The sequence below is a fragment of the Pseudomonas sp. NFACC39-1 genome (genome assembly GCF_900110355.1).
Classification (GTDB): Bacteria; Pseudomonadota; Gammaproteobacteria; order Pseudomonadales; family Pseudomonadaceae; genus Aquipseudomonas; species Aquipseudomonas tehranensis.
Window position 1 is genome coordinate 159,911 of record NZ_FODL01000005.1, and the last position, 18,719, is coordinate 178,629.

Below are 18,719 nucleotides of genomic sequence, written 5' to 3' on the forward strand. Positions count from 1 at the left end.
GGATTTATCCCCGCCGGGGCGCGATGCGCCCCCCCTTTCAATGACAAGGATTTTTCCGTTGAACACAGCTTTGTTTTTTCCCAAACAGTACCTGCTGGCAATGCTCATCAGTCTGGCAACCGTTCCAGCCCTGGCGGCTTCCCCAACCTTGAAGCTGCAACCCTGGCCGCAGACCCAGGAGCGCTCGATCAATGCCTTGGGGTTTGTGCCTGGCCATTCGACGACCGAACGACTGGCTAGCGCCCGTGAAGGCTTGCTGTTGCTGGACGCCCAAGGCCGCGAACTGTCGCGCCTGGAGGGCTCCTTCGAAGGTCTCGACAGCCGGGCCCTCGGGGCGAACGTGCTGGTCGCCAGCCTCGACAGCACTCGTCAGCAAGCACTGTTGGTCAGCCTCGACCCGGATAAACGCCAGTGGGGGACGCCGCTGTACCTGCCGGCACGAGATTTTCCGGTGAACGGGCTGTGCCTGTACCGCGATGAAGCGAGCAACCTGTTTGTGTTTCTGGTGGGTGAAGAAGGCAAGGGCGAACAATGGCTGGTGGGTAACGGCGAGCAGCTGAGCGCCAGCGCACAGCGCGTACGCGGCCTGCCACTGCCGCCCGATGCCCAGGCCTGCCAGGTGCAGGACAGCGCCAATCAGCTGTTTGTCAACGAGGAACAGGTGGGCTGGTGGGCCTACCCGGCATCCTCCGAGGCCGACGCGGTGCGTGTACCCGTGGCGATGCGCACACCGTTCGGTGACATCCAGCAGGCCGCTGGGGACCTGGCGGCGTTACCAGGCGGGTTGCTGGGCCTGGACCCCGGGGCGGCAAAACTGCATCTGTACCAGCAAGAAAGCCAGGGTTGGACCTCTAAGGCCAGTTTGACGCTGCCGGGCCTGAACGAGCCGGAAAGCCTCGCGGTACGTTCGACGAATACCGGCCTGGAGATGCTGTTGCGCGACGATGACACCGGACGCTTGTACCAGGGCCAAATCAATTGGCAACCCACGCCTGTTTCCCTGCCGCCCGTGCTGCCCACGGTGGCGGCCATTGCCCAGAGCGAACCGGTAGCACGCCAGGGCGACGCGGCGGATGATCCAGCGATCTGGGTTCACCCCACGACACCTGCCTTGAGCCGGGTGCTGGGCACCAACAAGAAGCAAGGCCTACTGGCGTATGACCTGCAAGGCAAGCTGCTGCAGGAGCTGGCGGTGGGCCGCCTCAACAACGTCGATGTGCGCGGCAACTTCAGGCTGGGCACGCAAACCGTCGATCTGGCCGTCGCCAGCAACCGCGACCGCAACAGCCTCAGCCTGTTCCGCATTGACCGCGCCAGCGGTGAGTTGAGCGAGGCCGGTGAGATTGCCACGCCGCTCAAGGAAATCTACGGCATCTGCCTGTTCCAGCCGGGTGAAGGCGAACTGTATGCCTTTGCCAATGGCAAGGACGGGCGTTATTTGCAGTACCGCCTCAGCGCCCCGGACGGTGTGGTGAAAGGGGAGTTGGTGCGCCAGTTCAGCGTCGACAGCCAGCCTGAAGGTTGCGTCGCCGATGACCGACGCCAGCGTCTGTTTCTCGGCGAAGAAGACGTCGGTGTCTGGGCGGTGGATGCCCGGGCCGACCGGCCGGCGACATTGAACAACGTGATCAAGGTCGGACCTCAGTTGCATGCCGACGTTGAGGGCATCGCCCTGTACCAAGGCGCCGGCCACGATTACCTGGTGATCTCAAGCCAGGGCAACGACAGCTATGTACTACTTGATGCCGAACCGCCTTATGCCGTGCGCGGTGCGTTGCGCGTCGGCCTGAACGGCGCTGCGGGTATCGACGGCGCCTCGGAAACCGATGGCCTGGAAGTGACTTCGGCCAACCTGGGCGGGCCCTGGAGCGACGGCATGCTGGTGGTCCAGGACGGCCGCAAACGGATGCCCGAGCAGACCCAGAACTTCAAGTTCGTGCCCTGGAGCGAAGTCGCCAAAGCCTTGCGCCTGCCTTGAACGGCGCTGTCATCAACCGGTCATGAACATTTCATCGAATAGCAGCCAGACAGGAGTTCTACCCATGCAAGCCACTCTGGAACATATGACAATCTGGGGCCTGATCAGCGATGCGAGTCTTCTGGTCAAGGCCGTCATGCTCACACTGCTGCTGGCCTCGCTGTTGAGCTGGTACCTGATCATCCAGCGCAGCACCGTGTTGCGCCGCAACGAGCGCCAGTTCAACGGTTTCATGCAGCGTTTTCGCAGCACCAGCGATTTGCCAGCGCTGTTGCGCGAGACCACCCAGGTGCGCGAGGAAGAGGGCGGCGTGGAGCCGATCTTTCACGCCGGCTTCCAGGCTTTCACCCAGCTCAACGTACCCTCCGGCAGCCCACAGGTGGTGCTTGAAGGGGTGGAGCGTTCGCTGCAAGTGGCAATCAGCGAGCAGGAGGTCCAGTTGGAGAAAGGCTTGCAGTTTCTCGCCACGGTCGGTTCGGTCAGCCCTTACATCGGTTTGTTCGGCACGGTCTGGGGGATCATGAACGCCTTCCTGGGTTTGTCCCAAGTGCAGCAGGCCAGCCTCTCCACTGTGGCGCCGGGCATCGCCGAGGCCTTGATTGCCACCGCCATCGGCCTGTTCGCGGCGATTCCCGCTGTGATCGCCTACAACCGCTTTTCCGCTCGCGGCCAGACCTTGTTGACGCGTTACTACGCGTTCGGCAATGAGTTGCAGGCCCGCCTGCACCGCAAGCTGCACGGCGCCCCGGTGAACCTGGCCGCGGCCGCTTGAGAGGAGAGGGCAGATGCTAGTCAAACCACAACGCAAGCACGGGCCCAAGGCCGAAATGAACGTGGTGCCTTACATCGATGTGATGCTGGTGCTGCTGGTGATCTTCATGGTCACGGCACCCATGTTGACCCAAGGCGTGAAAATCGAGCTGCCCAAGGTCGCCAGCCAGGCATTGGCCAACGATAGCCGCCAACAGATCCTGACCCTGTCTGTGAAGGCCGAGGGCGGTTATTACTGGAACCTGGGTGCCGAACTGGACACTCAAAGCCAGACCGACAGCGCCGTGGACCTGGATCAGATGCGCGCCAAGGTGGCCCAGGTTGTCGCCGAGCGCAGCGACACTCAGGTGTATATCCGTGCCGACGACCACGCCGACTACGGTCGTGTCGTGGCCGCCATGGCCGCTTTGCAGCAGGGCGGGGTGAGCAACCTTGGGCTGGTGACCGAGGCACCCCGATGACGGCGATGATCATGCACAGTCCATCCTTGGGTTTACCCACGGTGTCCGGCAGTGGTTTTTGGAGGAACAGCCTGGCGGCAGGACTCGCCGTGGCCTTGCACGCGGTGGTCGCGGCATTGCTGGTGCTGGGCTGGACCGTAGAGAAACCCGCCGTCGAAGCGCCGCAGGTGCTGCGCACGCAACTGGTGATGTTGCCACCGCTGCCGGTGCCTGAAGCGCCGGCGCCGACCGCCGTGGCGGAGGTCGCCCCAGAACCGGTCGAAGCCGCGCCGGCTCCGGTGCAAGCGCCACGCCCGCCACCGAGCAAACCTGTGGTCGATCCAAGGCTTCAAGCACAGAAACTGGAGCAGGCAACCCTGGCGCGCAAACGTGTCGAGGAGCAAAAGCGCGAGCAGCAGGCCCTGCAACAGGCCGAACGACAGCGCGAGCGTCAGGAGAACCAGCGACGCCAGCAGGAAGCCGAGCAACAGGCCGCCGAACGACAGCGCCAAGCGGCTCAACAGGCCCAGGCGTTCGCCCGGCAACGCCAAGCCGAACAGGCGCGCTTGGCCGCCGCCGACAGTCGCCACTATCAACCCCTGAGCAAAGAGGCTCCGGATTATCCGCAACGGGCTTTGGACAAAGGGTTGGAAGGCGATTGCACGGTGGAGTACAGCGTTAAACCGGACGGGCGAATCGACAACCCCAAGGTGCTGGACGGCTGCCACCCGTTGTTCATCCGACCCTCGCTGACTGCGGCCCAGACCTTCCGTTATCAGCCGCGGATCGTCGACGGCCAGGCCGTGACGGTGCCGGCGGTGCGCAATACCTTTCACTACCGTATCGAATAGAGCCCGAGCCGATGGCGGCCCGACGCACCAGGACTAAACCGCGCCAGCGGCCTGACGGTGCTGGCGCAACAGTTCGATCTGTCGTGATGGGACCTGCGCGCGATTGCTTAATGCGGCGCGCGAGGGATCGTCTTGAGCAGGTCTTCCGGGCTGATATGCCCGACGACCGGCTGTGCGGTGCTGCCCGGCAGCGGCAGGTCGAGGATGTGCCCCTTGATCTTGCCGACCACATGCATCTCGCAGGGTTTGCAGTCGAACTTCAGCGTCAGCACCTCGTCACCATGGATCAACTGCATCGGCGCAACCTTGGTGCGCACGCCGGTGACGCCCTTGGCCTGCTTGGGACAGAGGTTGAACGAGAAACGCAGACAGTGCTTGGTGATCATCACCGGTACTTCACCGGTTTCTTCGTGGGCTTCGAACGCCGCATCGATCAGTTTCACCCCGTGGCGATGATAAAAATCCCGGGCCTTCTGGTTGTAGACGTTGGCCAGGAACGACAGGTGCGACTCCGGGTACACCGGCGGTGGAGTGGTCTCGGCCTTGCGGCCACCGCGGGGGTGAGCGGCGATACGGGCGGCAGTCAACGCTTCGATGACTTCACGACGCAACGCCTTGAGCTGCGAGTTGGGAATGAAATACGCCTGGGGCGCATCCAGCTCGATGGCGGTGGCGTGGTACTCGGTGGTGCCCAGTTGGCCGAGCAGGTCGTGCAGTTGCTCCAGCGCCTGTTCCGGCTTGTTCGCCAGGCCGAATGGCCCGTCCAGGCTAACGCTGGCGCTGACGCCTTCCTCGCTGGTGGCAGTCAGCTCCAGGCGCTCTTCGCGCAGGCGTGCATTCCAGGCCAGGCCCACGCGACGCTCTGAGGAGGTCTTGAGCAGGGCTTGCTGCCAGTTGTGATCCAGGTTGCGGCTCAGTGGGTGGTTGGGGCGCAACTGGTGCAGGCCGCCGGGCATCTCGTTGGGCTCGACCCGGTAGCGGTAACGCTTCTGGCCGTCCTCTTCGAATTCGCCCTTGGGCTCGGCAATATTGGCCCGAAAACCCACCACTTCACGCTTGACCAGCACGTTGAGGCCATCGCCGTTGGACAGCGGATCAAAAGTCACGACTTGCAGGTCGCGCTTGCCGACTTTCTCTACCACTCCCACCGGCACGCCGGTAAAGGTCGGGGAATCGAAGGCGCCGATGTCGATCTTGCGCTCGCTGACGAAGTAGTCGGTGCTGCCGCGGTGGAAGGTCTTGTCCGGGTCGGGCACGAAGAAATGCGCGGTGCGGCCGCTGGAAGCGCGGGCCAGGTCCGGACGGTCTTCGAGGACATCGTCCAGGCGTTGGCGGTAGTAGGCGGTGATGTTTTTCACATAGCCCATGTCCTTGTAGCGTCCTTCGATCTTGAACGAACGCACGCCGGCTTCCACCAGGGCGCGGATGTTGGCGCTCTGGTTGTTGTCCTTCATCGACAGCAGGTGTTTCTCGTAGGCAACCACCCGACCCTGGTCGTCCTTGAGGGTGTAGGGCAGGCGACAGGCCTGGGAGCAATCGCCACGGTTGGCGCTGCGGCCGTTCTGGGCGTGGGAGATGTTGCACTGGCCGGAAAACGCCACGCACAGCGCGCCGTGGATAAAGAACTCGATGGCCGCGTCGGTTTCGTCGGCGATGGCGCGGATTTCCTGCAGGTTCAACTCCCGTGCCAGGACCAGTTGGGAGAAGCCGGCCTGATCAAGAAACTTTGCCCGTGCCAGGGTGCGGATGTCGGTCTGGGTGCTGGCGTGCAGCTCGATCGGCGGGATGTCCAGCTCCATCACCCCTAAATCCTGGACGATCAACGCATCGACACCCGCATCGTACAACTGGTGGATCAACTGGCGGGCCGGCTCCAGTTCGTTGTCATGCAGGATGGTGTTGATCGTGGTGAATACCCGGGCATGGTAGCGATGGGCAAACTCCACCAGCCGGGCGATATCACTGACCTCGTTACAGGCGTTGTGACGCGCGCCGAAACTCGGGCCGCCGATGTACACGGCGTCAGCGCCATGCAGGATCGCCTCGCGAGCGATGGTCACGTCGCGGGCAGGGCTGAGCAATTCCAGATGATGTTTGGGCAAGGACATGTTTTTTTATCAGGCTGGTCACGGTCGAAGCGCGCATTGTAGCCGCCAGGCGCCCGGCAGGCACCTGTGGACTTGGATTTGCGCGATATGACCGATATGCGGCTTTCGCCTCGTGGGATCACCCCGGCGAAGCATCAGGGCTGCACCAGCGGTTTCTCCCGGTGTTTTTTGCCAGATACAAGAAGGCATCAGCGGCCTTGATCAGCATGGCCGGGGTCACCTCCTCGGTGCTCGGCCGGCAGGTGGTGATGCCCGCGCTGGCGGTGACCAGGCCCAACGGATGGTCGAGGTGTTCGATGTGCAGCGCCCTGATGGACTCCAGGATCTCTTGTGCGATCTTGGCGGCTCCCGCGCTGTGGGTGTCGGGCAGCAATATGGTGAATTCTTCACCGCCGTAGCGCACCGCCAGGTCACCGGGTCGTTTGATCGTTTGTTGGATCGCTCCGGCGATCGCGCGCAGACAGTCGTCCCCGGCAGCATGCCCGTATTTGTCGTTGTAGCGTTTGAAGTAATCGACATCAAGCATGATCAAGGCCAAAGAGGCGTTCTGACGCCTGGCCCGGCGAATCTCATCGGCCAATGCAATGTCCAGCCGCCTGCGGTTGCCCAAACCGGTCAGGCTGTCGGTCAGTGCCATGTCCCGCATGGTTTGGTGGGCGCTGCGAATCTGTTTCTCCATGGTCATCCTGTAGCGCAACTGGCTCAACACGATCAGCCCGAAGCCGACGAGTATCACGATCAGGAATATCAGTACGAAGCCGGTCTTGAGCAGATCGTGACGCCAGGGGGCGATGATCGATTCGCGAGACAATCCGGCCTCGACCACTAGCGGATAAGTGGTCAAGGCTCGGTAGCCATAAATGCGTTCAGTGCCGTCGACGACGGCCCTGGCCTCGGCGACGCCCTGATTGGAGTTGGGCAAGTGGTCACGGAAGATCACGCTATTGACCAGGCTCTTGCCGACCACCGAGGCGACGAAGGGCCGCCGGACCAGAATCGTGCCATTTCGCAGGGCCAGGACCAGGGCTCCCTTGTCGTCGATCTTGAAGTCGCCGTAGTAGTCCACGAAATAGCTGACCTTGACCGTTGCCAGCAACACCCCGGCGAACGAGCCGTCAGGATTGTTCAAGCGGCGGGAGATGGGGATGATCAGGTCATTGGTGGATCGGCTCCTGATCACTTCGCCGATCCGCACGCTTCGGTCCTCGTGGGTGCGGTGATACTGGAAGTAGTCGCGGTCGGCATTGTTTGCCGAGTCTGGCGTTGTTTGCTTGTCCGTCACTATCCACTGCCCGTCGGGGCCGTAGATAAACAAACCGTGCAACTGCGGCATGATGGCCGACTGTTGCACCAGCAGTTTATGGATGCGCGGGATGTCGATGTTCTGCAGGCCATCGCCTTCCACTCGCTCGCTGAGTGCGGCGGTCACCACGTCCACTTGCCGGATGGTGTCTTCGGCGTGCTGGGCGGTCGCCCGCGCCAGGTTCGTCACCGAATCGCGGGCTGAGGCAAAAGCAGAGCGATAGTCACGCCATGTTCTCCAGCCTTCAACGGCCAGGAACACGATCACCACCACCAGCATGAAAGTGATGGTGAGCCGCAAGGCAGCTCCGGCCCGCGCTACCTGAGGGGGAAAGGATTCGTCAGCACTTTCTTTCTTTAGCTGCGGCCGTTCACGTCCGAGCATTAACATTTCCTTCTACAGCAACGCGACTGCGAATTATTAGGACGCAGGCTACCTTATCCGATAACAGCACGTTAGCTGAAGGATTCGAGGCAGGCACAAATCGCGAAGGCAGGGTGGATACCAAGGGCCATAACCCGCAGATCCTCTCAAAAAAGCTGTACAAATCATATTTCATGTACAACTATTGAGCGACCTTCGGTAATCCAGTGATGTTTTTCAATGGCCAGGTCGTTTGCGCTCAAGAAAAGCCTGAACCGGTTCATGGCCTGCGTTTTGGTGCTTTACGCCAGCCAGGCTCTCTGCGACTGGCGCACGGTATTGCCTGACGCCCGTCTGGTGGGGCAAGCCGATTATTCTTGGTACGGGTTCGATCTCTACCAGGCCAGGTTATGGAGTGCTGCTTCGCAACCCAGCCTGGAAACGCCGCTGGCACTCGAGCTCAATTACCGCCGCACGATCAGCAAGCAAACACTGGTACAAGCGAGCATCGAGGAGATGCTCCGAATCGCGGGTAAATCCCTGGACCCCGGACGGCTCGACAGTTGGACCGATGACATGCGGCGGTCCTTCGTCGACGTCAGGCCAGGCAGTCAAATCACCGGGCTTTACCTGCCCGGCAAGGGTTGCCGCTTCTATGTCGACGGGCGCTTGACCCATGAAGTCGCCGACCCAGCGTTCGCTCGAAACTTCTTCGCCATCTGGCTCGATCCCCGCACTCGGCATCCGGAGTTGCGGCAACAGCTGATGGGGCTCAACAACACGCGCGCAGGAGGAAAAACACCATGACTCGTTTGATGGTTGTGTGGCTTTTAATGATGAGTTTGACCAGCTGCGGCAACGTCAATGTCGATCGTTATGCCGACCAGCAACCGCAGCTGGATCTGGTGCGCTTCTTCAGTCAGCCAATCAAGGCCTGGGGCATCTATCAAAAACGTTCGGGCGAAGTCATCAAGCGCTTCGAGGTCGAGATACTCAGTCACCGCGAAGGTGAACGGCTGATACTCGATGAGCGCTTTCTCTACAGTGATGGCAGCCGACAACGGCGCGTATGGACGCTGACCCCCGATGGCCCGGGGCTCTGGCGCGGTCGCGCCGACGATGTGATCGGCGAGGCGCGGGGTGAGGTGGCTGGCAATGCGCTGCGCTGGCGCTATCGATTGAACCTGCCAGTAGACGGATCGACTTACGAAGTGTCTTTTGACGACTGGATGTATTTGATGGACGAAGCCACGCTGATCAACCGTTCGAGCATGAGTAAATTCGGCGTCGAGTTGGGGCAGGTCACGCTGTTTTTCCGTCGTCAGGGCGGGGGCACGCCATGAACCTGCAAACCCTGATCGAGCTGGCCATCGAAGGCCGGGTACACGAGCTGGAGTTGTGGTCGCTGGAGGGCGGTATCTACGTGTTGCGTGCGCGACTGGACCGTGGGTTTCGTACGTTGCTCGACGACTCGGGACGAACATTGCACTTGCGATCCACCACCCATTTGCGTGAGTTGCTGCGTGACGCGCCGCGGTTACCCTGCATGTTGGTACAGCATGTCGTTCACGACGAAATGTGTGGCCAGCGCGAGGGGCCGATAGAGCCTTTGCGCGTGCCACTTTTTCTGGATGAGCCTTGGTAATGATGTTCGCCTGGTGCGGGTTCTGACCTCAGTGGGGATCAGCCAGGCGCAACGCCAACGGCAGCCAGAGTGCCCACAAGGGCGCCAGAATCAGAGCGGTCCCCACGATGCCAAGCGGCAGCGCAACGCCGGCCAAGGGTGCTCCTGCGCAATAGGCCAATGGACCGCCGATCATGCCCAGCAATGCACCGCGCCATACTGGCCGCACGGCCCAGGCCAGGCTGTGCCGCAAGCTGGTGGCAAACACCAGCCAGAGCAGCGCCAGCCAGAGAGGCAGGGCGCTCTGGCCGAATCCGAACAGGCCCAGCACACCGAGGCTCCAGTCCAGCAACATGCCGCACAGCCCCACGCGCATCACCGCCCGCAGCTCGGCCCGGGGCTGTGGGCAGAAACTCAGGTGAGCCAGCAACCCCGCCGCCACAGCCAGGAGCCACCAGGCATTCTGCGCACCCAGCACACATCCCCACCAGCCCAATTGGACCCAAAGTGCGTTGACGATCAGGCTTGCGCGACTCATCAAGCCTCCCGCCGCTCCAGCAAGGAGGCCTGACGCGCCCCGGGAGCGGCAAAGAGCAGTTGCGCGACGCCGATGGCACGCTCCTGGAATCCACCTTCGCAGTAACACAGGTAGAACTCCCACAGGCGTTGGAAGGTTTCGTCGTAACCCAGTTCCAGCAGCGCTTGGCGTGATTGGCGCAAGTTCTCGTGCCAGTGCTTAAGCGTGCGGGCGTAGTGCGCGCCGAAGTCTTCCAGATGCAGCAGGTTGAGCGGTGTTTGACGGCTGGCGGTGTTGAGCAGGACGGACAACGATGGCAACGCGCCGCCGGGAAAGATATGCCGCTGGATAAAGTCCACCGAGCGTCGTGCCTGCTCATACCGCTGGTCGCGAATGGTGATGGCTTGCAGCAACATCAGGCCGTCATCCTTGAGCAGTGCGGCGCAGCGCCGGAAGTACTCGGGCAAATAGCGATGACCGACCGCTTCGATCATTTCGATCGAGACCAACTTGTCGTAGTGCCCCTCCAGGTCGCGATAGTCCTTGCACAGCACTTCAATGCGCTGCTGCAGGCCCAGCGCCTCGACGCGCTGGCAGGTGTGGGCATACTGTTCGCGCGATAACGTTGTGGTGGTCACCTTGCAGCCGTATTGGCTGGCCGAGTAAATCGCCAGGCTGCCCCAGCCGGTGCCGATCTCCAGCAGGTGGTCGCCGGGCCGCAGGTCGAGCTTGCGACAGATGCGTTCGAGCTTGTTGAGCTGGGCGTCTTCCAGGCTTTGTTCGGGGCTTTCGAACAGGGCGGCCGAGTACATCATAGTGGGGTCGAGCAAGCGCTCGAACAAGTCATTGCCCAAGTCGTAATGGGCAATGATGTTGCGCCGTGAGCCGCGCCGGCTGTTACGGTTGAGCCAGTGCAGCCAACGCAGCAGCGGGCGACCGAGGCGAGCCAGGCCGCTGTCCATTGCATCGAGCACGTCCAGGTTGGCGACGAACACGCGGGTCACCGCCGTCAGGTCGTTGCTGCGCCAGTACCCCTGGATATAAGCCTCACCGGCGCCGATCGAGCCGTTACTGGCGAGCATGCCCCAGACGGCGTCATCCAGAATTTCGACTTCGGCCTGCAGAACACTGGCCGGATCGCCGAAGCTCAACGATTCCCCCTCAAGCAGCAGGCGCAAGTGGCCTTGACGCAGGTGTCGTAATTGGCCGAGGACGACTTGCTTGAAGACGCCGCCGTTGAACAGGCGAAAGCTGCCGGCCTTAGTAACGCTCAGGGTGGGTTCGGGCATGGTCGGGGTCCTTGTGGGCGGTTTCGCCGACGCTCAGGCCGTTTTGGCAGGCCTGATGGTCGTGCAGGGGGGTACGTTTGAAGAGCAGGCGCAGGGCCTGCCAGTAAATGGCGCTCAAGGTGCGCAGGCTCATCCACGGGAAGGCCAGAAAGTGACGACGTATGGCTGCGGCATCGAGAGGCTGGCGCTTGAGCGCGAGGTCGGCCTCGAACACCTTGCTGCCATCGCGCCAGTTCTCCATGTGCACGCGGATATGTGAATCCGCCACCAGGAAACGCATGCGGTAGTCCATGTCCCGGGGCAGGAACGGCGACACATGGAACGCCTTGGCCACCCGGAACGCATGAGGCGCGCCGGGGCTTACCGGCAACACATAGTGGTAGCGTTCGCGCCATGGGGTATTGCGCACTTCACAGAGAATGGCCGCCAGCTGCCCATCGGTTTCGTGGCAGAAATAGAAACTCACCGGATTGAAGGACAGGCCCCAGCTGCGCGGCTGGGTCAACAGCTGAATGGCGCCCTGGGGCGCGGTGCCCAGGGCTTGGGCCAGTAGTTCGCGCACCGCCTCGACCAAGGGAACACCCAGACGTGTGCGAGCGGGCAGGTAATCGCGCTCGCGCCAGCACAGCGGTGCCAAGGGCCAAGCCCGCAGCAGGCGTGACAGGCCCAGCACCTGGCTTTGTTCGGCGAGGTCCAGATAAAGCATGCCGATGGGGTATCGGAACCCATGGGCGCGGGGTGAGTAGCGGCGATGGTCGATCCAGCCGCGGCACAGGCTGCTGTTCAAAGGTATTCTCCAAAATGCCCGGCCACATCCAGCGCACTGACCACACCGTCTTCGTGGAAACCATTGGCCCAATAGGCGCCGCAGAAATAACTGTGCTGACGCCCTTGCAGATCACCCTGGCGAGCCTGGGCGGCGACGCCGGCGAGGCTGTATTGCGGATGCGCATAATCGAAGCGGGCAAGCACCTTGGCCGGATCCACCACGTCACTCTGATTGAGGCTCACGCAGAAGGTCACTGGGGCGTCCAGGCCCTGGAGGATGTTCATGTTGTAGGTCAGTGCGGCAGGCGCTCGCATTGAACCGCCCAGTCGGTAGTTCCAACTCGCCCAGGCCTGGCGTCGCTGCGGCAAGAGACGAGTGTCGGTATGCAGCAGCACTTCATTGCTGGCGTAGTCCAGAGCACCGAGCACCTCACGTTCCGCTTTGCTTGGCGTTTCAAGCAGTGCCAGGGCCTGGTCGCTGTGGCAGGCAAACACCACTTTGTCGAAACGCTCAAGGCCCGCAGTGCTGAGGATGTCCACCCCTGTAGCGTCGCGGCTCACCCGCTGCACCGGGCAGTCGAGCCGGATGTGCTGGCGAAAGTGCGCGCACAATGGGTCGATGTAACCCCGGGAGCCGCCCTCGATCACCCGCCATTGTGGCCGTCGGTTGACCGATAGCAGGCCGTGGTTATGGCAGAAGCGCACGAAGAACTGCAGCGGAAACTCGAGCATTCGGGCGGGCGACATCGACCAGATCGCCGACCCCATGGGCACGATGTAATGGTCGATGAAACGTTGGCCATAATTGTGGACATGCAGGTAATCGCCGAGCCGGGTGGTGCTGTCGATGCGTTGCGCCTTCAAGTCGGCCGTGGCCTGCCGGTTGAACCTGAGGATGTCCTGCAGCATGCCCCAGAAGCTCGGCGACAGCAGGTTGCGCCGTCGGGCGAAAAGGCTGCGCAGGGTATGCCCCTTGTACTCTTGGCCAGTGGCTGGATCATGTACCGAAAAGCTCATTTCAGTGGGGCGGGAAGGCACACCCAACTGGTCGAGCAAACGGATGAAGTTCGGGTAGGTCCAGTCGTTGTAGACGATGAAACCGGTGTCTATCCCGTAACGCTGGCCTTGCCATTGCACGTCCACGGTGTGGGTGTGGCCGCCGATCCGGTCGTCGGCTTCGAACAAGGTGATCTGGTGCTGGCGAGCCAACAGGTACGCGCATGTCAGTCCCGATATGCCGCTGCCGATGATTGCGATGCGCATGTTTCAAGACTTCTGGGAAGAACGTGCCAGGCGCCGGCCAAGGGCCAGGCGCCACCGGGCGGGCAAGTGTCCGAGCAGGCGCAGGACGAAGGTGAAGGACCAGGGGAACGCGATGTCCAGCGGTCGCGCCGGCAGGCGTTGGGCGATATGCCGCGCCGCGCGTTGTGCCGACCAGCGCATGGGCATCGGGAAGTCGTTGCGGCGGGTCAGCGGTGTGTCGACAAAGCCGGGGCTTATCAAGGTGACATCGATACCCTCGGCCGCCAGGTCGATGCGCAGCGATTCGAACAGATAGCGCAGCGCCGCTTTGGACGCGCCATAAGCGCCGGCACGCGGCAAGGCCAACCAGGTCACCGCGCTGCACACCCCCACCAGATGCGGACGTTGGCCTCGACGCAGCAAGGGCAGGGCCGCTTCCAGGCAGTGGCTGGTGCCCAGCAGGTTGGTGGTCAATACCCGTTCGACCAGACGCGTGTCGAAGCGCCCCGGCTCCAGGTATTCGCAGGTCCCGGCATTGAGTATCACCAGGTCCAACGCCCCCCATTGAGCGTCGATGGCCTGGCAGATATCGGCCACTTGCGCCGGATCGGTCAGGTCACCCGGCAGCACCAGGACCTGATCCCCATAGCGAGTCGCTAACGCCTCAAGAGGCGCAACCTGGCGCGCACTCAGCGCCAGACGGTGGCCTTGCTCTAGAAGCTCCGAGGCCAAGGCCGCACCGATACCGCTGCTGGCGCCGGTCAACCAGATGCGACTCATGCCAGCCTCCGCTTGAGCCAGCCGATCACAGATCCGAACAGGGGCAGGTGCTCGTAGAGCAGGGCGCCAGCGTCGAAGAAATCCTGATGCAGGTAGACCCGTTCGTTCCAGCGTAAATAGCTGCAGCCTTGCAGGGAGATGAGTGCACCGCCGGCCAGACGTGGGTGGCTGTAATGCAACGTCCAGCGTAGATAGCCCGCGCCGGGGCCGACCTCATCAAAGCCATGAAAGTCGTAGCGCACCTGATCGACGTTGGCATACATCTGCGCGAAGTAGTCGCGCAGGGCAGGCAGGCCTTCGATCCGATGCAAGGGGTCCTGGAACTGTATGTCGGCGCTGTAGAGCGCATCGAGCTCGTCCAGGTGACTGGCGTCCAGCTCGGCGAAGGCGCGGGCAAAACGCTGGAGGTAGGCAGACATGTCAGGCTCCGAATTATTGTACAGGTAGTAATTCCTGTACAAGTTTTCGCAGCCTACTGCACGAGTTGTACGTTTAAAAGTATTTTGTATAGGTATTTGTAAGTTTGTATAGATTTTCCGCTGAAGAGAGCCCGGTGACGACCGGGCTCAGTTGTTTCAGTGAAACGACTGAATGTCAGCCCAGTGCGTTGCAGAAGCCACGAATCGCCTCGCAGGCTTGGCGCAAAGAAGCATCGTCCAGGGCGTAGGCGATACAGCAGTTTTTTCCTTTCCAGCAACGACAAAAACCCTCGTTTCGCAAATCCCCACCTGGCAACACAATCGCTTCGACACCTTCTGTCGATCGTCGCAAACGCAGAACAAGAAAAAAATCCAAACCCGAGGCGGCGCCATGCCGGCCTGAACCATCCCACTGCCGGAAGTGCACAGACATGCCCGTTGAGACAATACACATAGACACGCTTGTTATAGGCGCCGGTCAGGCCGGCGTGGCCATGAGTGAACATTTGAGCCGCCAAGGGGTGCCTCATCTTGTGGTGGAGCGCAACCGCATTGCCGAGGCCTGGCGCACTGCGCGTTGGGATTCGCTGGTGGCCAACGGCCCGGCCTGGCATGACCGCTTTCCAGGGCTGCAATTTCAGGGCCTCGACCCTGATGCCTTCGCCACCAAGGATCAAGTGGCCGATTACTTCGAAGTCTATGCCAGTACATTCAACGCGCCGATCCGTACCGGTGTGGAGGTCAGGAAGGTCCAGCGTAATATCGGCCGTCCAGGCTTCAGCATTGAAACCAGCGAGGGCCCGATTGAGGCCATCCACGTGGTGGTCGCCACCGGGCCCTTCCAACGGCCAGTGATTCCGCCTATCGCCGCGAATATGGCGCACGTCACCCAGATGCACTCCGCCCAATACCGCAATCCCCGGCAGCTCGCTGACGGCGCGGTGTTGGTGGTGGGGGCGGGTTCGTCCGGGGTGCAGATTGCCGATGAATTGCGGCGCGCCGGCAAGCAGGTCTACCTTTCGGTGGGCGCCCATGATCGCCCGCCACGGGCCTATCGCAACCGGGATTTTTGCTGGTGGCTGGGGGTGCTCGGCGAGTGGGATGCGGAGGCCGTCCAGCCGGGCAAGGAACACGTGACCATCGCCGTGAGCGGTGCCCGTGGGGGCCATACGGTGGACTTTCGCAGGCTGGCCCATGAGGGCATCACCCTGGTGGGCCTGACGAAGTCGTTCAACGGTAGCGTCGTGACGTTTGAGCCCAACCTGGCCGAAAATATTACTCGTGGCGATGACAACTACCTGGCGCTGCTGGATGCCGCCGATGCCTACATTGCCCGCAACGGCCTGGACCTGCCGCCGGATCCTGACGCCCGCCATCTGTTGCCTGACCCGCACTGCCTGACCCATCCGATCCTGGAACTGGATCTGGTGGACGCTGGGGTGAGCACCGTGATCTGGGCCACCGGCTACTCGGTGGATTACAGCTGGCTGAAGGTCGACGCGCTTGACGCCAACGGCAAGCCGCGGCACCAGCGGGGTGTTTCCAGCGAACCGGGTGTGTATTTCGTGGGCCTGCCATGGCTGTCACGGCGCGGTTCGGCGTTCATCTGGGGCGTGTGGCACGACGCCCGGCATATCGCTGACCACATCGTGAAACAGCATACCTATCTCAACTACCGAGACGCTTCGCAGCGCCAGAGCGAGGACGCTCAACCCCCGGCGCTCGATAGCGATTCGAACAGTTCGAAAACCAGCCTCATGGGAGTCCGTTGATGCCTACCCACACTCGCATTCGCATGTTCAACACCAAAGACACCTATCCCAACCAGACGCTGGACAACGACTTATGCCAGGCCGTGCGGGCCGGCAACACCGTCTACGTGCGCGGCCAGGTCGGCACTGACTTCAACGGCCAGTTGGTGGGCCTGGGCGATCCCCGCGCTCAGGCCGAACAGGCTATGCGCAACGTCAAGCAATTGCTGGAAGAGGCCGGCAGCGACCTGAGCCATATCGTCAAGACCACCACTTACCTGATCGATCCGCGCTATCGCGAGCCGGTGTATCAGGAGGTGGGCAAATGGCTCAAAGGGGTGTTCCCGATTTCCACAGGACTGGTGGTCAGCGCCCTTGGCCAACCGCAATGGCTGATGGAAATCGACGTGATCGCGGTGATCCCCGAATAAGGAGAGTGGAGCATGACTTTTTCCATTGTCGGGCGCTGCGCCGAGACGGGCCAGTTGGGTATCGCCATCAGTTCCTCGAGCATTGCCGTCGGCGCCCGTTGCCCCTGGTTACGGGCCGGTGTTGGCGCGGTGTCAAGCCAGAACATCACGCTGCCGGCTCTTGGTCCGCAGATCCTCGACGAACTGGCCGGCGGCATGGCCGCCCAAGAGGCTGTCGACCGCGCCCTGGCGCGCAATGGCTACAGCCAGTACCGCCAGGTGGCGGTGGTGGATGCCCACGGAGGCACGGCGATTTTCAGCGGCAGCCACGCCTTGGGCAGCCATCACGCGCTGGCCGGTGAGCAATGCGTGGCGGCCGGCAATCTGTTGGCCAGTGTGGGCGTGATCGACGCCATGGTTGCAGCATTCGAACACAGCGAAGGTTGTCTTGCTGCGCGCCTGATGAGTGCTTTGCAGGCTGGGCAGAGCGCCGGTGGTGAAGCCGGAGCGGTGCACTCTGCGGCGCTGTCGGTGGTGGATGAACTCACCTGGCCGATCGTCGATTTGCGTGTCGACTGGGCCCAGGAAGATCCCATTGCTGAGCTGCAAAAGCTGTGGCTGGCCTATCAGCCGCAACTACAGGACTACCTGACCCGCGCCCTCGATCCGACCCAGGCCCCCAGCTACGGAGTGCCGGGCGATGAGTGAGCTGCGCAGCCGCGCACTGCTCGCCCGCCTGGTGGGCTTTGCCACGGTCAGTCGTGAGTCGAACCTGGCGCTGATCGAGTTCGTGCGTGGTTACCTCCACGATCTGGGCGTGAGTTGCGAGCTGATCTATAACCCCGAGCGGACCAAGGCCAACCTGTTGGCGAGCATCGGCCCAGCGGTGCCCGGTGGGGTTGTGCTGTCCGGTCATACCGATGTAGTGCCGGTGGACGGACAGCACTGGACGGTCGATCCGTTTTGCCTGAGCGAGGCCGGCGGCAAGCTGTACGGCCGGGGCACCGCCGACATGAAAGGTTATTTGGCTGCAGTGCTGGCGGCGGTGCCGATGTTCCTCGCCAGCCCGCTTCGCCGGCCCGTGCATCTGGCGTTCTCCTATGACGAAGAGGTCGGTTGCCTGGGCGTGCGCAGCCTGCTGCAAGTGCTGCCGCAACGCATTCCCCAGCCTGCGTTGTGCCTGATTGGCGAGCCCACCCAACTCCAACCGGTGTTGGGCCACAAGGGCAAGTTGGCGATGCGTTGCCATGTCAAAGGGGCGGCCTGTCATTCGGCCTATGCGCCCTACGGGGTGAATGCCATCGAACAGGCAGCGCGCCTGATCGGTCGGTTGGGGGAGATCGGCGCGAACCTGGCCGAACCGTCTCTACACGATGCGCGCTTCGATCCGGCGTACTCAACGGTGCAGGTGGGCGTGATCCAGGGCGGTACCGCGTTGAACATCGTTCCGGCCGATTGCCGCTTCGATTTCGAAGTGCGCGCCTTGCCGGATTTCGCCCCACAGGTCGTCGTCGAGCAATTGCGCGATTACGCCGAGCAGGCGCTGCTGCCAGCGATGCGGGCCGTGCAAGGCGACACCGCGATCCGGTTTGAACCCCTGTCCGCCTACCCGGGCCTGGCAACCGCGCCGGACAGCGCCGCCGCGCGTCTGGTTGCCGAGTTGTGCGGCAGTGATGCCTTCAGCACCGTGGCATTCGGCACCGAAGGCGGCCTGTTTGATCAGGCTGGAATCCCGACGGTGGTCTGCGGCCCCGGCAGCATGGATCAGGGGCACAAAGCCGATGAATACGTGAGTGTTGAACAGATGGCCGCCTGCGACCGATTGATGGATCGCCTGGCGAGCCATCTCAGCGAACCCAACGACTTCTTGAGACAAGGAATTTTCGGTGAACGATTTCAATGATTGGAAAACCCGGGCCGCGCAACTGCGCCTGAAGGATAACGCCCTGATTGACGGCCTGCCTCATGAGGCAGGCACCCTGGGCAGGATGATCATGGCCCCGGCGCTGGTGGCCAGCCATGCCGACATCAACGAACTGGTCGACAAGACCCGTATTGCTGTAGATCGCACCGCCCGCGCTTACGGTCGCCTCTGAGTCCCGTCG

19 protein-coding genes and 1 pseudogene are annotated in these 18,719 nt (G+C 62.3%); 12 read left to right on the top strand and 8 right to left on the bottom strand.

All coding sequences use genetic code 11. The annotated features are described in order from the left end of the window. Positions 1–40 precede the first annotated feature (40 nt). From BMY45_RS12625 to BMY45_RS12640, 4 genes are all read left to right on the top strand, one after another. Positions 41–1,978: a phytase gene (locus BMY45_RS12625; protein ID WP_092397996.1), complete on the top strand. Its 1,938-nt coding sequence runs from the start codon at positions 41–43 to the stop codon at positions 1,976–1,978. Between the two features lie 64 nt (positions 1,979–2,042). Then, complete coding sequence (tolQ, locus tag BMY45_RS12630; protein ID WP_092397998.1) at positions 2,043–2,750, top strand: protein TolQ; 708 nt, start codon at positions 2,043–2,045, stop codon at positions 2,748–2,750. 13 nt (positions 2,751–2,763) lie between these two features. After that, positions 2,764–3,210 carry a protein TolR gene (tolR, locus tag BMY45_RS12635; protein WP_047226513.1) on the top strand — a complete coding sequence of 149 codons (447 nt, stop codon included), beginning with the start codon at positions 2,764–2,766 and terminating at the stop codon, positions 3,208–3,210. Continuing rightward, the gene (locus tag BMY45_RS12640) at positions 3,207–4,040 is read left to right on the top strand and encodes an energy transducer TonB (RefSeq protein WP_092398002.1); all 834 of its coding nucleotides are present in this window, start codon (positions 3,207–3,209) and stop codon (positions 4,038–4,040) included. The genes tolR and BMY45_RS12640 overlap by 4 nt, the downstream gene beginning before the upstream one ends. Before the next feature lie 107 nt (positions 4,041–4,147). On the opposite strand, the gene BMY45_RS12645 is transcribed toward BMY45_RS12640, so the two are convergent. After that, positions 4,148–6,148, bottom strand: a complete 2,001-nt coding sequence (locus BMY45_RS12645; protein ID WP_092398004.1) for a peptidase U32 family protein — start codon at positions 6,146–6,148, stop codon at positions 4,148–4,150. A 118-nt stretch (positions 6,149–6,266) separates the two neighbouring features. Further along, positions 6,267–7,835 carry a sensor domain-containing diguanylate cyclase gene (locus tag BMY45_RS12650; RefSeq protein ID WP_092398006.1) on the bottom strand — a complete coding sequence of 523 codons (1,569 nt, stop codon included), beginning with the start codon at positions 7,833–7,835 and terminating at the stop codon, positions 6,267–6,269. Positions 7,836–8,054: 219 nt separating this feature from the next. On the opposite strand from BMY45_RS12650, the gene BMY45_RS12655 reads away from it, so the two are divergent. The 3 genes from BMY45_RS12655 to BMY45_RS12665 are packed head-to-tail and all read left to right on the top strand — an operon-like array spanning position 8,055 to position 9,459. Beyond that, a complete protein-coding gene (locus tag BMY45_RS12655) occupies positions 8,055–8,621 on the top strand; it encodes a chalcone isomerase family protein (RefSeq protein WP_092398008.1) in 567 nt (188 codons plus the stop codon). Next, complete coding sequence (locus tag BMY45_RS12660) at positions 8,618–9,157, top strand: DUF3833 domain-containing protein (protein WP_092398010.1); 540 nt, start codon at positions 8,618–8,620, stop codon at positions 9,155–9,157. Before BMY45_RS12655 ends, BMY45_RS12660 begins: the two co-directional genes overlap by 4 nt. After that, a complete protein-coding gene (locus tag BMY45_RS12665; RefSeq protein ID WP_047229154.1) occupies positions 9,154–9,459 on the top strand; it encodes a DUF6482 family protein in 306 nt (101 codons plus the stop codon). Before BMY45_RS12660 ends, BMY45_RS12665 begins: the two co-directional genes overlap by 4 nt. 28 nt (positions 9,460–9,487) lie before the next feature. On the opposite strand, the gene BMY45_RS12670 is transcribed toward BMY45_RS12665, so the two are convergent. Genes BMY45_RS12670 through BMY45_RS12695 form a run of 6 tightly spaced genes read right to left on the bottom strand, consistent with a single transcriptional unit; the run spans position 9,488 to position 14,453 of the window. Continuing rightward, on the bottom strand, positions 9,488–9,976 hold the full coding sequence (locus BMY45_RS12670) for a DUF2878 domain-containing protein (protein WP_092398012.1): 489 nt from the start codon (positions 9,974–9,976) through the stop codon (positions 9,488–9,490). Further along, positions 9,976–11,244, bottom strand: a complete 1,269-nt coding sequence (locus BMY45_RS12675) for an SAM-dependent methyltransferase (protein WP_092398014.1) — start codon at positions 11,242–11,244, stop codon at positions 9,976–9,978. The genes BMY45_RS12670 and BMY45_RS12675 overlap by 1 nt, the downstream gene beginning before the upstream one ends. Then, positions 11,216–12,031: a DUF1365 domain-containing protein gene (locus tag BMY45_RS12680; RefSeq protein WP_092398016.1), complete on the bottom strand. Its 816-nt coding sequence runs from the start codon at positions 12,029–12,031 to the stop codon at positions 11,216–11,218. The genes BMY45_RS12675 and BMY45_RS12680 overlap by 29 nt, the downstream gene beginning before the upstream one ends. Further along, positions 12,028–13,275 carry an NAD(P)/FAD-dependent oxidoreductase gene (locus BMY45_RS12685; RefSeq protein ID WP_092398018.1) on the bottom strand — a complete coding sequence of 416 codons (1,248 nt, stop codon included), beginning with the start codon at positions 13,273–13,275 and terminating at the stop codon, positions 12,028–12,030. Before BMY45_RS12685 ends, BMY45_RS12680 begins: the two co-directional genes overlap by 4 nt. Before the next feature lie 3 nt (positions 13,276–13,278). Further along, positions 13,279–14,034 (bottom strand): SDR family NAD(P)-dependent oxidoreductase, encoded by a 756-nt coding sequence (locus BMY45_RS12690; protein WP_092398020.1) that lies wholly within the window; start codon positions 14,032–14,034, stop codon positions 13,279–13,281. Next, on the bottom strand, positions 14,031–14,453 hold the full coding sequence (locus BMY45_RS12695) for a nuclear transport factor 2 family protein (RefSeq protein WP_092398021.1): 423 nt from the start codon (positions 14,451–14,453) through the stop codon (positions 14,031–14,033). Before BMY45_RS12695 ends, BMY45_RS12690 begins: the two co-directional genes overlap by 4 nt. 431 nt (positions 14,454–14,884) lie before the next feature. Here BMY45_RS12695 and BMY45_RS12700 point away from each other — a divergent pair, with 431 nt between their 5' ends. The 5 genes and pseudogenes from BMY45_RS12700 to BMY45_RS28395 all read left to right on the top strand — a co-directional run. Then, complete coding sequence (locus BMY45_RS12700; protein WP_092398023.1) at positions 14,885–16,225, top strand: flavin-containing monooxygenase; 1,341 nt, start codon at positions 14,885–14,887, stop codon at positions 16,223–16,225. Next, positions 16,225–16,635 (top strand): RidA family protein, encoded by a 411-nt coding sequence (locus BMY45_RS12705; RefSeq protein ID WP_003201555.1) that lies wholly within the window; start codon positions 16,225–16,227, stop codon positions 16,633–16,635. Before BMY45_RS12700 ends, BMY45_RS12705 begins: the two co-directional genes overlap by 1 nt. Positions 16,636–16,647: 12 nt before the next feature. After that, positions 16,648–17,322, top strand: coding sequence for a DUF1028 domain-containing protein (locus tag BMY45_RS12710; protein WP_092398025.1), 675 nt, complete (start codon positions 16,648–16,650; stop codon positions 17,320–17,322). Further along, positions 17,315–18,517 (top strand): acetylornithine deacetylase, encoded by a 1,203-nt coding sequence (gene argE, locus BMY45_RS12715; protein ID WP_092398027.1) that lies wholly within the window; start codon positions 17,315–17,317, stop codon positions 18,515–18,517. Before BMY45_RS12710 ends, argE begins: the two co-directional genes overlap by 8 nt. 70 nt (positions 18,518–18,587) lie before the next feature. After that, positions 18,588–18,710, top strand: a pseudogene (locus BMY45_RS28395) (hypothetical protein); the annotation flags it as partial. Between the last annotated feature and the right edge of the window lie 9 nt (positions 18,711–18,719).

Bases quoted from the DNA above. Each gene is read 5' to 3' on its own strand.
- BMY45_RS12695 (WP_092398021.1), bottom strand. From the start codon at position 14,453: ATGTCTGCCTACCTCCAGCGTTTTGCCCGCGCCTTCGCCGAGCTGGAC.
- BMY45_RS12660 (WP_092398010.1), top strand. From the start codon at position 8,618: ATGACTCGTTTGATGGTTGTGTGGCTTTTAATGATGAGTTTGACCAGC.
- BMY45_RS12640 (WP_092398002.1), top strand. From the start codon at position 3,207: ATGACGGCGATGATCATGCACAGTCCATCCTTGGGTTTACCCACGGTG.
- BMY45_RS12685 (WP_092398018.1), bottom strand. From the start codon at position 13,275: ATGCGCATCGCAATCATCGGCAGCGGCATATCGGGACTGACATGCGCG.
- BMY45_RS12675 (WP_092398014.1), bottom strand. From the start codon at position 11,244: ATGCCCGAACCCACCCTGAGCGTTACTAAGGCCGGCAGCTTTCGCCTG.
- argE (WP_092398027.1), top strand. From the start codon at position 17,315: ATGAGTGAGCTGCGCAGCCGCGCACTGCTCGCCCGCCTGGTGGGCTTT.
- tolQ (WP_092397998.1), top strand. From the start codon at position 2,043: ATGCAAGCCACTCTGGAACATATGACAATCTGGGGCCTGATCAGCGAT.
- BMY45_RS12705 (WP_003201555.1), top strand. From the start codon at position 16,225: ATGCCTACCCACACTCGCATTCGCATGTTCAACACCAAAGACACCTAT.
- BMY45_RS12625 (WP_092397996.1), top strand. From the start codon at position 41: ATGACAAGGATTTTTCCGTTGAACACAGCTTTGTTTTTTCCCAAACAG.
- BMY45_RS12665 (WP_047229154.1), top strand. From the start codon at position 9,154: ATGAACCTGCAAACCCTGATCGAGCTGGCCATCGAAGGCCGGGTACAC.
- BMY45_RS12700 (WP_092398023.1), top strand. From the start codon at position 14,885: ATGCCCGTTGAGACAATACACATAGACACGCTTGTTATAGGCGCCGGT.
- BMY45_RS12645 (WP_092398004.1), bottom strand. From the start codon at position 6,148: ATGTCCTTGCCCAAACATCATCTGGAATTGCTCAGCCCTGCCCGCGAC.
- BMY45_RS12670 (WP_092398012.1), bottom strand. From the start codon at position 9,976: ATGAGTCGCGCAAGCCTGATCGTCAACGCACTTTGGGTCCAATTGGGC.
- tolR (WP_047226513.1), top strand. From the start codon at position 2,764: ATGCTAGTCAAACCACAACGCAAGCACGGGCCCAAGGCCGAAATGAAC.
- BMY45_RS12655 (WP_092398008.1), top strand. From the start codon at position 8,055: ATGGCCAGGTCGTTTGCGCTCAAGAAAAGCCTGAACCGGTTCATGGCC.
- BMY45_RS12690 (WP_092398020.1), bottom strand. From the start codon at position 14,034: ATGAGTCGCATCTGGTTGACCGGCGCCAGCAGCGGTATCGGTGCGGCC.
- BMY45_RS12710 (WP_092398025.1), top strand. From the start codon at position 16,648: ATGACTTTTTCCATTGTCGGGCGCTGCGCCGAGACGGGCCAGTTGGGT.
- BMY45_RS12650 (WP_092398006.1), bottom strand. From the start codon at position 7,835: ATGCTCGGACGTGAACGGCCGCAGCTAAAGAAAGAAAGTGCTGACGAA.